The sequence below is a fragment of the Streptomyces sp. NPDC031274 genome, from assembly GCF_055570235.1.
Genome location: NZ_JBVIHP010000016.1, coordinates 153,962 through 168,775, shown reverse-complemented (window position 1 = coordinate 168,775; position 14,814 = coordinate 153,962). Strand labels below are relative to the sequence as shown.

General features: G+C 71.5%; 13 protein-coding genes. 5 read left to right on the top strand and 8 right to left on the bottom strand.

Annotated features, from left to right (window positions below; genetic code table 11):
- Positions 1-26: 26 nt before the first annotated feature.
- On the bottom strand, positions 27-1,241 hold the full coding sequence (locus tag ACZ5CR_RS25185) for a sensor histidine kinase (protein ID WP_468861120.1): 1,215 nt from the start codon (positions 1,239-1,241) through the stop codon (positions 27-29).
- A gap of 108 nt (positions 1,242-1,349) precedes the next feature.
- Here ACZ5CR_RS25185 and ACZ5CR_RS25180 point away from each other — a divergent pair, with 108 nt between their 5' ends.
- From ACZ5CR_RS25180 to ACZ5CR_RS25170, 3 genes are all read left to right on the top strand, one after another.
- Entirely contained in the window at positions 1,350-2,282 is a 933-nt protein-coding gene (locus ACZ5CR_RS25180) for an ABC transporter ATP-binding protein (protein ID WP_468861117.1), read from the top strand.
- A 2-nt stretch (positions 2,283-2,284) separates the two neighbouring features.
- Positions 2,285-3,022 carry an ABC transporter permease gene (locus tag ACZ5CR_RS25175; RefSeq protein ID WP_468861115.1) on the top strand — a complete coding sequence of 246 codons (738 nt, stop codon included), beginning with the start codon at positions 2,285-2,287 and terminating at the stop codon, positions 3,020-3,022.
- Positions 3,023-3,097: 75 nt separating this feature from the next.
- On the top strand, positions 3,098-3,586 hold the full coding sequence (locus ACZ5CR_RS25170; protein WP_468861113.1) for a hypothetical protein: 489 nt from the start codon (positions 3,098-3,100) through the stop codon (positions 3,584-3,586).
- On the opposite strand, the gene ACZ5CR_RS25165 is transcribed toward ACZ5CR_RS25170, so the two are convergent.
- The 6 genes from ACZ5CR_RS25165 to ACZ5CR_RS25140 form a co-directional block, all read right to left on the bottom strand.
- Positions 3,564-4,127: a GNAT family N-acetyltransferase gene (locus ACZ5CR_RS25165; protein ID WP_468861111.1), complete on the bottom strand. Its 564-nt coding sequence runs from the start codon at positions 4,125-4,127 to the stop codon at positions 3,564-3,566. The two genes, ACZ5CR_RS25170 and ACZ5CR_RS25165, sit on opposite strands and share 23 nt — an antisense overlap.
- Positions 4,118-5,215: an enoyl-CoA hydratase/isomerase family protein gene (locus tag ACZ5CR_RS25160; RefSeq protein WP_468861108.1), complete on the bottom strand. Its 1,098-nt coding sequence runs from the start codon at positions 5,213-5,215 to the stop codon at positions 4,118-4,120. The genes ACZ5CR_RS25165 and ACZ5CR_RS25160 overlap by 10 nt, the downstream gene beginning before the upstream one ends.
- A gap of 84 nt (positions 5,216-5,299) precedes the next feature.
- Positions 5,300-6,331 (bottom strand): methylmalonyl Co-A mutase-associated GTPase MeaB, encoded by a 1,032-nt coding sequence (meaB, locus tag ACZ5CR_RS25155; RefSeq protein WP_468861107.1) that lies wholly within the window; start codon positions 6,329-6,331, stop codon positions 5,300-5,302.
- A gap of 2 nt (positions 6,332-6,333) precedes the next feature.
- Complete coding sequence (gene scpA, locus ACZ5CR_RS25150) at positions 6,334-8,553, bottom strand: methylmalonyl-CoA mutase (protein ID WP_468861105.1); 2,220 nt, start codon at positions 8,551-8,553, stop codon at positions 6,334-6,336.
- Complete coding sequence (locus ACZ5CR_RS25145) at positions 8,553-10,403, bottom strand: methylmalonyl-CoA mutase family protein (RefSeq protein WP_468861102.1); 1,851 nt, start codon at positions 10,401-10,403, stop codon at positions 8,553-8,555. Before ACZ5CR_RS25145 ends, scpA begins: the two co-directional genes overlap by 1 nt.
- 141 nt (positions 10,404-10,544) lie before the next feature.
- Positions 10,545-11,117, bottom strand: a complete 573-nt coding sequence (locus ACZ5CR_RS25140; protein WP_468861100.1) for a hypothetical protein — start codon at positions 11,115-11,117, stop codon at positions 10,545-10,547.
- Between the two features lie 300 nt (positions 11,118-11,417).
- On the opposite strand from ACZ5CR_RS25140, the gene ACZ5CR_RS25135 reads away from it, so the two are divergent.
- Positions 11,418-11,822: an SAV_915 family protein gene (locus ACZ5CR_RS25135; RefSeq protein WP_468861098.1), complete on the top strand. Its 405-nt coding sequence runs from the start codon at positions 11,418-11,420 to the stop codon at positions 11,820-11,822.
- A 63-nt stretch (positions 11,823-11,885) separates the two neighbouring features.
- Complete coding sequence (lysA, locus tag ACZ5CR_RS25130) at positions 11,886-13,226, top strand: diaminopimelate decarboxylase (RefSeq protein ID WP_468861096.1); 1,341 nt, start codon at positions 11,886-11,888, stop codon at positions 13,224-13,226.
- 52 nt (positions 13,227-13,278) lie between these two features.
- Here lysA and purB read toward each other — a convergent pair whose 3' ends face one another.
- A complete protein-coding gene (gene purB, locus ACZ5CR_RS25125) occupies positions 13,279-14,721 on the bottom strand; it encodes an adenylosuccinate lyase (protein ID WP_468861093.1) in 1,443 nt (480 codons plus the stop codon).
- Positions 14,722-14,814 lie beyond the last annotated feature (93 nt).

Sequence of the window (14,814 nt, the reverse complement as noted above, 5' to 3'; positions counted from 1 at the left end):
CGGTCAGCGTAGATCACCCCAGGGGATCACCCCAGGGGCAGCTCGACGTGCACCCGCCACTCGCCGTCGCGCGGCCCCGTGGAGGCCCGGCCGCCGAGCAGCGTGGCCCGTTCCCGGATGCCGCGCAGGCCGCTGCCGCCGCGACTGGTCGGCTGCGTCCCCTGGGGCAGGGGGTTGCGCACCTCCATGCCGAGCAGGCCGTCGCCGACCGTGATCCGCACCCGCACCGGGACCGGCCCGGAGTGGCGCAGCACATTGGTGAGCGACTCCTGGAGCATGCGGTAGCCCTCGCGGGACACCGGTCCCGGGAGGCTCTCCAGAGGGCCCGTCACCTCGGTGTCGACCTTCGCTCCCGACGCGCGCGCGGACTCCAGGAGGCGGTCGGCATCGGCGAGAGTAGGGCGACGGCTCGCGGGCCGCTCGTCCTCGCGCAGCACCCGCAGCACACGCTCCAGGTCTTCGAGGGCGGCCCTGCCGGTCTCCTCGATGGCTCCCAGGGCGCGGTCGGTGAACTCCGCGTCGGCCACGGCACGGGCGGCGCCCGCCTGGACGACGGCCACTGTCAGCGCGTGCCCTATGGAGTCGTGCAGTTCCCGCGCGATGCGGGTGCGTTCGAGGAGTTGCTCGGTGCGCTCCTCCAGGGCGGCCAGGCGTTCTTTGGGGGAGGGGCCGAGCAGATGCCGGGCGGCCGAGGTCATCAGCTGACCCCCGACCACCATCACCCCCAGGAGTATCAGGATGGGGATCGGCACGAGCAGCGCGTTCGCAGGGTTCGGCCCCGGCAGGGGAAGAAGCAGTCCGGGTTCCTCACCGTCCGACGACGCCGCTCCCACCAGGGCGAGCGCGGTGCCCAGGCACTGAACCGACACGAAGGCCGCCGCGCAGCCGACCTCAAGGCGGAGCACCAACCACACGGCGGTCCTGCCCCGGTCCCGCCACGACGCGGAGGGCGCGACGGAGATGCCGGGGTCCTCGTCGTGGCCCGGCACGCGCGCGTGCCGCCCGGGAAACAGCATCAGCCGTGCCTGCAGCCCTTCCGCCCGGCGCATGGACGGCAGCATGGCCGCGGCCACCACCAAGGGAATGGGCATGATCAACACCAGTACCCAGTCGGTGAACGACGGCTTGTACAGCCCGGGGTAGACCGACGCGACGACCAACGCGACGACCACGCCTATGAGCATGTGAAGCCAACGCGTATAGGTCACCGCGTGCGTCAGCGGCCGGAGGAAGCGGGGCATCACGTCATCGTGCCAGCAGGGCGGGCCCGCACGGCTCCCCCGTGAGGGGGAGAGGGACTCCCCGGGCGGGGGAAGACCCACCGCACCCCTGGCCGCGAGGCTGAACCCATGACCAGCATCGACGTGCAAGACCTCACCAAGGAGTACGGCACCACCCGCGCGGTGGACGGACTGACCTTCACCGTCCGCCCGGGGAAGGTCACCGGGTTCCTCGGCCCCAACGGCGCCGGCAAGTCCACCACCATGCGGCTCGTGCTCGGCCTCGACCGGCCCACTTCCGGCACCGCGACGGTGGGCGGCAGGCCCTACGCGGCCATCGACGAACCCCTGCGCCACGTGGGAGCCCTGCTCGACGCCCAGGCCGCGCACGGTTCGCGTACCGCACGGAACCACCTCCTGGCCCTCGCCGTCAGCAACCGTATCCCCGCGCGCCGCGTGGACGAGGTCCTCGAAGAGGCCGGGCTCGCCTCAGTCGCGGGGCGCCGGATCAAGACGTTCTCGCTCGGCATGCGGCAGCGCCTGGGAATCGCGGCGGCGCTGCTCGGTGACCCGCGCGTCGTCATGCTGGACGAGCCGTCCAACGGCCTCGACCCCGAAGGCATCATCTGGATCCGCGAACTCCTTCGGCGCCTCGCCCGCGAGGGCCGGACGGTCCTCGTGTCCAGCCACCTCATGACCGAGACGGCAACGTTCGCCGACCACTTGGTGGTCCTCGGCCGGGGCAGGCTGCTCGCGGACACCTCGATGCCGGACTTCATCGCGGCGCACAGCAGTCCGCGCGTCCGGCTGCGCACACCGGAGAGCGGTCGGCTGCGGGCCCTCTTGACGGACAAGGGGTACGCGATGGCCGCGGGGGACGACGGCCGCTGGACGGTGGACGGCGCGCAGGCCGACGAGATCGGGCCCATCGCCGCAGGTCACGGCATCCCACTTCTCGAACTCTCCGACGAGCAGGCCTCCCTGGAGCAGGCCTATCTCGCCCTCACGGCCGACGAAACCGAGTTCGCCGCCGTCACCCCGACGTCCCGCCAGGAGGCCTGACCATGTCGACAGCTGCCGTACTCCGCTCGGAGTGGATCAAGGTCAAGTCGGTGCGCGCGAGCCTCGGTTCGCTCATCGCCGTCTTCGTGGCCACCGTCGCCATCACCGTGCTCGCGTTCGCCGCGGTCGGCACGGCGGAGGCGGACAACGCCGACTACGAACCGCTCTTCGGCGCCTTCTACGCCCTCAACTTCGGCCAGATCGCCGCCATCAGCTTCGGTACGACGGCGATGTCGTCCGAGTACCTGAACGGCGCGCTGCGGATCTCGCTCTCCGCGGTGCCGCGCAGAGGGCTCTTCTACGGGGCCAAGGTCGCGGTGGTGGGCGCCCTGGCGCTCGGCGTGGGGATCCTCACCAGCTTCGTGGGCTTCCTGGCCGGTCAGGCCTTCATGGGGGACTACGCCATCGGCCTCGGCCATGACGGTGCCGTACGGGCGTGCGTCGGCGGCGGTGTCTACCTCGCGCTCATGGCGCTGCTCGCCGCGGGCCTGACCATGGTGCTGCGCAGCGGGATCGCCGTACTGAGCATCCTCGTCCCGTTCACGCTCATCGTGTCCTTCGTGGTCGGGGACGTCGCGAGCGGCGCCGCGGAGTTCCTGCCGGACCGGGCGGGACAGCTGGTGCTCCACGAGAATCCGTCGGGAACTCTCGGCCCCTGGACCGGACTTGCCGTCCTGGCGGCGTGGGCGGTTGCGGCGCTGCTCGCGGGCTGGTGGGCGGTGCGGCGGCGCGACGCGTGAGGCGCGTGTCCGGATGGTGACGCCAGGGGCCTGACGGCGGGGCAGTTGTCAGTGCCGACCGCTTTACTGGATGTCATGAGTACCGCACAGCATCTCGCCGCGATCGACCTGCTGCGCTCACGGGAGTTCCCCGCCGAGCACGGCAGGTCGCACGGCGGCATCGGCGGTCCGGGCTATCACATCGCCGAGTTGCTGACGAGTGACGACTTCTGGGAGGACGACGGCACGGAGTGGGAGGCGACCGAGGAGCAGTACGAGGCCGAGCGCGACGGCCTGACGGTCCTCCTCGCCGAGCGCTGGGGGCCGCCCCGGATATTCAGCCTGGCGAGCCTCTTCGAACGGTCCATGAGCGACGGGTACGACGGCGAGACCGAAGGTGAAGGCGAGGACAAGGGCGATTCGGGCGAGGACATACCGGAGCCGTGGGGCTCGCTGAGCGCCTCCGTGCCGGACCTGCATCTGTGGCGGGCCGACGGGCGGTGGATCGCTCTCGGGGTCTCCCAGTCGGACAGGGAGCTGCCCTTCCAGCTGCTCGCCGTCGTCACGGAGACAGATCCGCCGTAGCGGGCGCGTTGACGGCGTTGACGGCGTTGAAAGCGTGGACGCGGATGGCGCGCCCGCAGTGGGGGTCGAACGTGCCTCGCTCCACGCGCATGCCGAGCTTGTTCATGATGCGTTCCGAAGCGTCGTTGCCCACCTGGACGATGCTGACGATCCGCTCGAGACCCCGTTCGGTGAGGCCGAAGTCGAGGGCGGCACGCGCCGCCTCGGTGGCCAGGCCCTGCCCCCAGAAGGAGCGACCCAGGCGCCAGCCGATCTCCACCGCGGGCATCACCTCGGGGAGATAGCGCGGCACGGAGAGCCCGGTGAACCCGGCGAGTTCACCGGTGGCGCGCACCTCCACCGCGAAGAGGCCGAAGCCCTCCGTCTCCCACCCCTTCTCCCACATCTCCATGGTGGACCGGGTCTGCTTCTGCCCGTCATGGACGGAGCCGTCGCCGATCCACCGCATCACCTCGGGGTCGGAGTTGATGAGGGTCATGGGGGCGACGTCCGCTTCTCGCCAGCGCCGCAGGACGAGGCGGGGCGTCTGGATCAGGGGCATCGCGGGTCCGCCTCGGGGGCGAGTCCGAGTTCGAGTCCGAGTCCGAGTTCGTCGCCGTCGCGCGGCGCGAAGTGGCGGGCCACGTCCGCATCGGTCACCCGCGTGAGCTCGGCGGGGGACCAGTGCGGATCGCGGTCCTTGTCGACCACCTGGGCGCGAATGCCCTCGACCAGGTCCGGCGCGCCGATCGCGGTGGCCGATACGCGGTACTCCTGGTCGAGCACCTGCTCGAGCGAGGCGAGGGCGCGGGCCCGGCGCAGGGCGGCGAGGGTGACCTTCAGGGAGGTCGGCGACTTGCCGCTGATGGTCTCGGCCGTCTCCTTCGCGGTCCGGTCGCCGAAGGCGTACAGCCGGTCGACGATCTCCTCCACGGTGTCGGCGGCGTAGCAGGCGTCGATCCACTCGCGGTGGGCGGCGAGTTCACCCTCCGGGGCGGTGGTGGCGTACTCCGCGACCGCGTCGCCCACCGCGGTGTCGGCAAGGGCGGCGGTGAACTCCGGCAGTCGTTCCGAGGGTACGTAGTGGTCGGCGAGGCCGCACAGCAGCGCGTCGCCCGCGCCGACCGCCGAGCCGGTCAGCGCGAGGTGGGTGCCCAGTTCGCCGGGCGTCCGCGTCAGCAGATACGTACCGCCGACGTCCGGCACGAAGCCGATCCCGGTCTCCGGCATGGCGACGCGGGAGCGCTCGGTGACGATCCGCACGCTGCCGTGCGCCGAGACGCCGACCCCGCCGCCCATCACGATGCCGTCCATGACGGCGACGTACGGCTTCGGGAAACGGGCGATGCGGGCGTTGAGCCGGTATTCGTCACGCCAGAAGGCTACGGACGCCGGGCCGCCGCCCGCCCGCACATCGTCATGGATCGACCGGATGTCGCCCCCGGCGCACAGCCCGCGGGCACCTTTGCCGGTGAGGACGACCGCGGCGACGGCGTCGTCCCGCTCGTACGTGGAGAGGGCGTCGTCAATCAAGCGGACCATGGCGTGGTTGAGGGCGTTGATGGCGCGGGGGCGGTTGAGAATGATGTGGCCCGCGCGGCCCTCGGTGCGCAGGAGGACGGGGGCTTCATCGTTGGCTGCTGTGCTCATGGGGCAAACCTAGACCGCCGCTTCGCGGCGGATGTATCCCGCCCACCCAGCCGATTACCCCGCAGTGCCTCCGCACCGTAGGAGCTAGTCACCCCCCTGAAACGCCCCCAGAATCCGCTCCGCCGCCATCGTCGCCGTCAACGTGCCCTCCCGCACCCGCTGCTCAAGATCAGGTGCCAGACCCCGTACCGCCTCGTGCCCGCGCAGCCGGTCGAGGAGTTCGTCGCGCACCATCGTCCACGTCCAGTCGACCTGCTGATCGCGTCGCTTGGCGGCGAGGCGGCCCGTTGAGTCGAGGAGTGAGCGGTGCTGTTCCAGGCGGTCCCAGACCTCGTCGAGGCCGCTGGACTCCCGCGCGCTGCAAGTGAGCACCGGGGGAGTCCAGGCCGCGTCCGCCAGTGGGGTCTCCCCTGATCGAGCGGAGCCGAGAGATGGGGGATGCATCAGGCGCAGTGCGCCCGCCAGTTCACGTGCCGCCGAGCGCGCGTCCCGCTCGTGCGGGCCGTCCGCCTTGTTGATGGCGAGGACGTCCGCCAGTTCCAGGACGCCCTTCTTGATGCCCTGAAGCTGGTCGCCCGTGCGGGCCAGACTGAGCAGCAGGAACGAGTCGACCATGTTCGCGACCGCCGTCTCCGACTGGCCCACGCCCACGGTCTCCACGAGCACGACGTCGTAGCCCGCCGCCTCCATCACCACGATCGACTCACGCGTCGCCTTCGCGACCCCGCCGAGCGTCCCCGCGGTGGGCGACGGACGCACGAACGCCGCCGGATCCACCGCCAGGCGTTCCATCCGCGTCTTGTCACCGAGGATCGAGCCGCCCGTCCGGGACGACGACGGGTCGACGGCGAGCACCGCGACCCGGTGCCCGAGCCCGGTCAGCATCGTGCCGAGCGCGTCGATGAACGTGGACTTGCCCACGCCGGGCACCCCGCTGATGCCGATCCGCCGCGCCCGCCCGCTGTGCGGAAGCAGCTGGGTCAGCAACTCCTGCGCCAGCGCACGGTGTTGGGGCCGGGTCGACTCGACGAGCGTGATGGCGCGCGCGATCTGCGCACGCTTCCCGTCGAGTACGCCCTTGACGTACGCGTCGATGTCGATCCTCGGCGCCGCCATGCTCACAGCTCGTGGCCGAGGTCGGCCGCCAGCCGCTTCACCAGGTCGTACGCGGCGTCCGGGATCACCGTGCCGGGCGGGAAGACGGCAGCGGCGCCCATCTCCAGCAAGGTCGGCACGTCCTGCGGCGGGATCACACCGCCCACGACGATCATGATGTCCTCGCGGCCCTCGGCGGCGAGCTCCGCACGCAGCGCCGGTACCAGGGTGAGGTGCCCGGCGGCGAGCGACGAGACACCGACGATGTGGACGTCCGCCTCGACCGCCTGGCGTGCGACCTCCGCCGGGGTCTGGAAGAGCGGGCCGACGTCCACGTCGAAGCCGAGGTCGGCGAAGGCGGTGGCGATGACCTTCTGGCCGCGGTCGTGGCCGTCCTGGCCCATCTTGGCGACGAGGATGCGCGGACGGCGCCCCTCGGCCTCCTCGAAGGACCCGACGAGCGTGCGGGTGCGTTCCACGGACGGGGACGAGCCTGCTTCGGTGCGGTACACACCGGAGATCGTACGGATCTGCCCCGCGTGCCGCCCGTAGGAGGACTCCAGGGCGTCGGAGATCTCGCCGACCGTCGCCTTCGCGCGGGCCGCGTCGACCGCGAGCGCCAGGAGATTGCCTTCGAGGCCCGGACCGGGGTCCCTCCCGGCCGCCGCCGTCAGCGCCCGCAGCGCGTCCTGGCAGGCCGCCTCGTCGCGCTCCTCGCGAAGGCGCTTCAGCTTGGCGATCTGCTGGGTGCGCACGGAGGAGTTGTCGACCGCCCGGACGTCGATCCGCTCGTCGGTCTCCACGCGGTACTTGTTGACGCCGATGACGGGCTGGCGCCCCGAGTCGATCCGCGCCTGCGTACGGGCCGCCGCCTCCTCGACGCGCAGCTTCGGGATGCCCGCGTCGATGGCCTGCGCCATGCCGCCCGCCGCCTCGACCTCCTCGATGTGCTGCCATGCGCGCCGAGCCAGGTCGTGCGTCAGCTTCTCGACGTACGCGCTGCCGCCCCACGGGTCGATCGACCGCGTCGTGCCCGACTCCTGCTGGATGAGCAGCTGGGTGTTGCGGGCGATGCGCGCGGAGAAGTCGGTCGGCAGGGCGAGCGCCTCGTCGAGGGCGTTCGTGTGCAGCGACTGGGTGTGGCCCTGTGTCGCCGCCATCGCCTCGACGCACGTACGCGTGACGTTGTTGAACACGTCCTGCGCGGTGAGCGACCAGCCGGAGGTCTGTGAATGGGTGCGCAGGGAGAGCGACTTGGCGTTCTTCGGGTCGAACTGCTTGACCAGCTTCGCCCAGAGGAGGCGCGCCGCGCGGAGCTTGGCGACCTCCATGAAGAAGTTCATGCCGATCGCCCAGAAGAAGGAGAGCCGCGGCGCGAACGCGTCCACGTCCAGGCCCGCTTCCTGACCGGCCCGCAGATACTCCACGCCGTCCGCAAGGGTGTACGCCAGCTCCAAGTCCGCTGTCGCGCCCGCCTCTTGGATGTGATAGCCGGAGATCGAGATGGAGTTGTAGCGCGGCATCTTCTGCGAGGTGTACGCGAAGATGTCGGAGATGATCCGCATCGAGGGCTTGGGCGGATAGATGTAGGTGTTGCGGACCATGAACTCTTTGAGAATGTCGTTCTGGATGGTCCCGGCCAGCTTCTCGGGCGCCACGCCCTGTTCCTCGGCGGCCACGATGTACAGCGCGAGTACGGGGAGCACGGCGCCGTTCATCGTCATCGACACCGTCATCTTGTCCAGCGGAATGCCGTCGAAGAGCTGACGCATGTCGTAGATCGAGTCGATCGCGACGCCCGCCATGCCGACGTCGCCGGTCACCCGCGGGTGGTCACTGTCGTAGCCGCGGTGGGTCGGCAGGTCGAAGGCGACCGAGAGGCCCTTCTGCCCTGCCGCGAGGTTGCGGCGGTAGAAGGCGTTGGACTCCTCGGCGGTCGAGAACCCCGCGTACTGCCGGATCGTCCAGGGCTGGTTGACGTACATCGTGGGGTAGGGGCCGCGCAGATACGGCGCCACGCCCGGGTACGTCGAGAGGAAGTCGAGGCCTTCGAGGTCGGCGCCGGTGTACAGCGGCTTGACCGCGATGCCCTCCGGGGTCTCCCACAGGAGGTCGTCGTCGGCCTTGCCCGTGGACTCCTTGACGGCGCTGCGCCACTGGTCCTTGGAGACGGCGGGAGACTCGGAGACCTCGGAGGAGGCGTCCGGCGTCAGGTCGACGTCGGAGAAGTCGGGGATCGCCATTACGCCACTCCCATGTGGTCGAGGGTGGAGGAGAGCACGGCCACGGCGTCGCAGCCCGCGAAGACGTACGCGTCGACGCCGGCGTGCTCCGCCGGCCGTCCCGCGAGGAACACCCTTTGTGCACCTGCCGACTTGAGCGCATCGGCGACCTCCGCGGCCTGCTCCTCGTAGAGCGCGTCGCTGGAGCAGAGGCACGCCACCGTGGCGCCGCTCGCCTTGAACGCGTCGGCGGCGGTCGTCGCGTCCACCGACACCGGGTCGTGGACGGCCTCGATGCCGCCCGCCTGGAAGAGGTTCGAGGCGAAGGAGGCCCGCGCGGTGTGCGCGGCGGCGGGGCCGAGCGCGGCGAGGAACACCCGGGGGCGGGTCCCCGCCGATGCGAGGTGGGCGTCCGAGCGTGAGCGCAGGATCTCGTACGCCTCGTCGCGGCGGACGCGCGGCAGGCCGCCCGACGGTTCGGCGGGCGGGGCCACGCGCTCGACCGGACGCTCCGTCAGGTTCGGGAACTCGCTGACACCGGTGATCGGTTCGCGCCGCTTGGCCAGCTTCTCGCTGCGCTTCGCCCAGGTGGCGGCGAGGCGTTCACCGATCAGGCCGGAGCGCAGAGCCGCCGCCTGGCCGCCCGCGCGCTCGATCTCCTGGAAGAACTCCCAGCCCGCGTGGGCGAGTTCGTCCGTGAGCCGCTCCACGTACCAGGAGCCGCCCGCCGGGTCGATCACGCGGGCGAGGTGCGACTCTTCGAGGAGGATCGTCGAGGTGTTGCGGGCGATGCGGCGCGCGAACGCGTCCGGCAGGCCGAGCGAGTGGTCGAAGGGCAGGACGGTGACGGAGTCGGCGCCACCGACACCCGCACCGAGGCAGGCCACCGTCGTCCGCAGCATGTTCACCCACGGATCACGGCGCGACATCATCACCGGCGAGGTCACGGCGTGCTGGCGCTGCGCCCCCGCGTCCGGGGCGCCGCAGGCCTGGGCCACGCGGGCCCAGAGCCGCCGAGCCGCCCGCAGCTTGGCGATGGTCAGGAACTGGTCGGCGGTGGCCGCGTACCGGAACTCCAGCTGGGCGCAGGCGGCTTCGACCGTGAGTCCGGCCTCGGTCAGCTCGCGGAGGTAGGCGACCGCCGTGGCGAGCGACGCGCCGAGCTCCTGCGCGGCCGAGCCGCCCGCCTCGTGGTACGGCAGGGCGTCGACGGCCAGCGCGCGCAGGTTCGGGTACTCCTGCCCGCACAGCCGGGCCAGTTCGATCGCGGTGGCGGGGTCGAGCCGCTCGCCGGTGCGGGCCTCGTGGCCGAGGTGGTCGGCGCCGAGGGTGCCGCCAGGTGCGTCCTTCGGGATGCCCCGCTCCTCGTAGAGCCGGAACAACTCCCTTGCCGCGGGCCCGACGTCGCCGCCCGCGTCCAGGGCGAGGGGCGCCAGGTCGAGGAAGACGCCGTCAAGGGCGCGCTCGATGCCGGAGACCGGGAGCGCGCCGGGGCCGACGCCGAGCCACAGCGAGGTGACGCCGTTCTCCAGGTCGGCGAGCACGGTCTCGTTCGTGGCCGCGGGGTCGGTGGTCGTGTGCCGCTGCCGTACGTCCCAGCCCGCCGCGGCACTGCCTGCGGCGGTGCCGCCCCTGACATAGGGGGCGAAACCCGGGTAACCGGCGTCAGGCGCGGTGTCTCGGGAGGTGTACAGGGGGCGGGTGATGAGCCCGTCATCGAGCGCGGTGGACAGCGCTTCCTCTGCGGCCGGCCCCGATGCGTCCTTACCCGATTTGCGCAGCACGCCTTCCACCAGGCGCTGCCACTGCTCATGGGTCGCATCAGGGAACTCGGCGGCCAGGGAAAGCCCGTCGTCAGGCAGGACCGTCATGGGCATGATGCTAGGGCGGAACCCCTGGCACTCGGTGCCGGGTAGGGCTGTGACCTTGACCTCTTCCGTACGCTCTTGATCTCGAACGAGTGCACGGCTACGGCGGGGCGGGGTCCGGGCCTCGCCGTGCCCACCCCGGAATCACTCCAGGCCAGAGGCCTTGAAGACCCCTTCGGCCGTGTCGCGGTCGATACGTTCCGACAGTCGGCGCAGCGCGGTCGCCCCGGACAGGAGCGAGCCGTCGGCGGACGATGTGCGGGCTCCCTGGGCCACGAGGCGCCAGAGCGGCGGATTGACGACGAGTACCTCGGGGTCGAGTACGACCTCTCCGCCGGACGCGTCCCGCAGGACGAGCCGCGGTGCGATGCCGTCGGACCGGCGCACCGCCACGAGACGATCGAGACGCACCGACCGGACACGGATCGGACCACGTGAGACCAGGGTCGTGTCGTGCGCCGCCACACGCGGCGGCGTGAGCGCGGCGAACAGCAGCACACCGAGTCCCAGCCAGAGCAGCGCCCGCCAGGGGATGAGCCTGCCGGTGGCCGTGTCGAGCGCGAGCAGCAGTCCGAACAACAGTGCGCCGCAGGCCGCGGCGGAGCGTGCGTCCCCGGCCCAGGTGCGGTCGTGCGTCCACAGAGGCGTCGTACGGACTCCGGGGATGCCGGGGGTGCCGAAGGTGCGCCGTGCGGGGCGCGTCATGCGTCGGGCCATGAGGAGGACGCTAGGTATCTCGCAGGGGCGGGAATACAGCCGCGTCGAACCTTGATGCGGTGCTGACGCGGCGCGCCGTCGCTTTTACGGGGGCTTGACGGGCAGGTCCGGAAGGGCCGCCGTCCGGACGAGGCGTGACCTCGTCAAGCCCTCGTCAACACGTGCCCCGTCACCGTCAACGTCCCGTCATGGAGGGGCAGGTGGCACCCGGCGCCGGGCATAGCGTCAGGAGCCGCCCCCGGGTTCCCGTCCGGACCGGGGGCCACCGTTCACCGAACAGGATCCTCAAGGAGGAACCCCATGGCAGAGCAACAGTGCGGCGAGGACCCCGAACCCCTCGAACCCGGCCCGGCCGGACCGCTCTTCGTCCCCGTCCGGCCGGGACCCGCGGGCAGCGTCGCCCGCCTGTTCCGCACACCCGTCGGCGTCCGAACCGCCGTCGCCTTCACCACCCCCCAGCGCCTCAGTGCGGCCCTCGGCGCCCGCCAGGCCTGGATCAGGCTCTCGGAGCCGGCGCTCCGTGCGCTCACCGAGCCGCTCGGCGTCCACGAGGTCACCGTCGACCCGCGGCTCGCCGCGCACCCCGTCGGCGCGCCCAAGAGGCGCACCGCCGCCTGGCGCGAACGGGACCCGCGGGCCGTCGGCGCGCTGCGTGTCACCGGCGCCGCCGCACTGGTCGGCGCCCTGAGCACCTGGATCGGCTGAGGACGCGGCACCGCAGGCGGAACCCGTAAGAGGACGAGGACGAGGCGAAGAGAGAACCTGCCCATGACCACCCTGCACGAACCCCTGACCCCGGACGCCACCGCCGACGACGACCTGTCCGTCTGGCCCGCGTCCACCGCGCGTCTGGCCCATGGCGACCTCGCCGTCGGCGGCGTACCGCTCACCGACATCGCCGAGCGCTTCGGCACCCCGGCCTACCTCATCGACGAAGGCGACGTACGGACACGCTGCCGCACCTACCTGCACGCCTTCCCGGACGCCGAAGTGCACTACGCCGCGAAGGCGTTCCTGTGCCGCGCGATGGCCCACTGGGTCGCCGAGGAGGGGCTCGGCCTCGACGTCTGTTCGGCGGGGGAGCTTGAGCTCGCCGTGACCACGGGCTTCCCCGCCGAGCGCATCGTGCTGCACGGCAACGCGAAGAGCCCGCACGACCTGGAGGCCGCACTGCGGCTCGGCGTCGGGCGCATCGTCATCGACAGCGCATCCGAGATCGCGCGGCTCGCCGCGGCCGTGCCGCCGGGCAGCCGTCAGAAGGTGATGGTCCGGGTGGTGCCGGGCATCGCGGCGGGCGGGCACGCCAAGATCCGCACCGGGACCGACGACCAGAAGTTCGGCCTGTCGATCACCGACGGCTCCGCGCAGCACGCCATCGCCCGCGTCATCGGCCAGCCAGGACTGGAACTCACGGGCCTGCACTGCCACTTGGGATCGCAGATCACCACCGACAAGCCGTTCCTCGCCGCCGTACGCCGGCTGGTCGGCCTGATGGCCCGCACCAAGGACCAGCACGGCGTCACCCTCCCCGAACTCGACCTCGGCGGCGGCCACGGCATCGCCTACCGCCCCGGCGAGCAGGCCCTCGACATCACCACGCTCGCCCGCAAGGTGCGCGCCGAACTGACCGAGAGCTGCGCGGCGGCCGGGCTCACCGTGCCCAAGCTGCTCATCGAACCGGGAAGGGCCGTCGTGGGCCCCGCCGGAGTGGCCCTCTACCGCGTGCTCGCCGTCAAACGGAGCGGCGGACGCACCTTCGTCGCCGTGGACGGCGGAATGAGCGACAACCCGCGGCCCGCGCTGTACGGCGTGCGGTACGCGCCGCGTCTCATCGGCAGGCACTCCACGGTCGCGTCCGCGCCCGCGACCGTCGTCGGACGGCACTGCGAGGCGGGCGACGTGCTCGCCTCCGACATCGAACTGCCGGGCGACGTACGGCCGGGAGACATCCTGGGCGTGCCGGTGGCCGGGGCGTACCACCTCTCGATGGCGTCCGGCTACAACCTCGTGGGGCGTCCGCCCGTGGTCGCCGTGGCCGACGGGCACGCGCGGCTCCTGGTGCGGCGCGAGTCCCTGGAGGACTTCCGCAGCAGGGACGTCGGCCTGTAGGTCTGTAGGCCTGTAGGACGACGTCCCCGCCGGGAGGCTGCTGCCGGGGGTTCTAGAGGATCGCGCCGGGGGCGTAGGCCGCGGCCTCGGGGTGCTCCTTGAGCAGCACCTCGATCTGGGCGACGACGGCGGCGACCTGGTCACCGGCCGCACCCGTGAACGACAGCTTGTCGGCCATGAGCGCGTCGAGCTCGGCGCGGTCCAGCGGAATCCGCGAGTCGGAGGCGAGCTTGTCGAGGAGTTCGTTGCGCTCGGCGCCCTGCTCGCGCATGGCGAGCGCCGACGCGACGGCGTTCTCCTTGATGGCCTCGTGGGCCTCCTCGCGGCCGACGCCCGCTCGCACCGAGGCCATCAGGACCTTGGTCGTGGCGAGGAAGGGGAGGTAGCGGTCCAGCTCACGCGCGACGACGGCCGGGAAGGCGCCGAACTCGTCGAGCACGGTCAGGAAGGTCTCCAGGAGCCCGTCCAGCGCGAAGAACGCGTCGGGCAGGGCGACACGGCGTACGACCGAGCAGGAGACGTCGCCCTCGTTCCACTGGTCGCCCGCCAGCTCGCCGGTCATCGAGGCGTAGCCGCGCAGGATGACGGTGAGGCCGTTGACGCGCTCGCAGGAGCGGGTGTTCATCTTGTGCGGCATCGCGGACGAGCCGACCTGACCCGGCTTGAAGCCCTCGGTGACGAGCTCGTGCCCGGCCATCAGACGGATCGTCTTGGCCAGCGAGGAAGGTCCTGAGGCGAGCTGCACCAGGGCGGTGACGACCTCGTAGTCGAGGGAGCGCGGGTAGACCTGGCCGACCGAGGTGAAGGCACGGTCGAAGCCGAGGTGACCGGCGATCCGCTGTTCGAGGTCGGTGAGCTTCTCGGCGTCTCCGCCGAGCAGGTCGAGCATGTCCTGGGCGGTGCCGACGGGGCCCTTGATGCCGCGCAGCGGGTAGCGGCGCAGGAGGTCGTCGACGCGGCGGTACGCGACGAGCAGCTCGTCGGCGGTCGTCGCGAAACGCTTGCCCAGGGTCGTCGCCTGCGCGGCGACGTTGTGCGAACGGCCCGCCATGACCAGCTCGGCGTACTCGCCCGACAGCTTCCCGAGCCGCGCGAGCACCGCGACGGTGCGATCGCGCACCAGCTCCAGGGAGAGCCGGACCTGGAGCTGCTCCACGTTCTCGGTCAGGTCGCGCGACGTCATGCCCTTGTGGACCTGCTCGTGCCCGGCGAGCGCGTTGAACTCCTCGATGCGGGCCTTCACGTCATGGCGGGTGACCTTCTCGCGCTCGGCGATCGAGGCGAGGTCGACGTCGTCGACGACCCGCTCGTAGTCGGCGAGGGCGGCGTCCGGCACCTCGATCCCCAGGTCCTTCTGCGCCCGCAGGACGGCGAGCCAGAGCTGACGCTCCAGCTTCACCTTCTGTTCGGGCGACCAGAGGGTGGCGAGCTCGGCGGAGGCATAACGCCCGGCGAGGACGTTCGGGATACGGGGCTTTGCAGGCGCGGCAGTCACGTGTCCTGAGTTTACCTGCCGTCCGACCTGGCCTTTGACCGTCCGTACAGTCCGGGAAGTCCGGGCCGTTGGAGCATCCTCCAGACCGCTGTC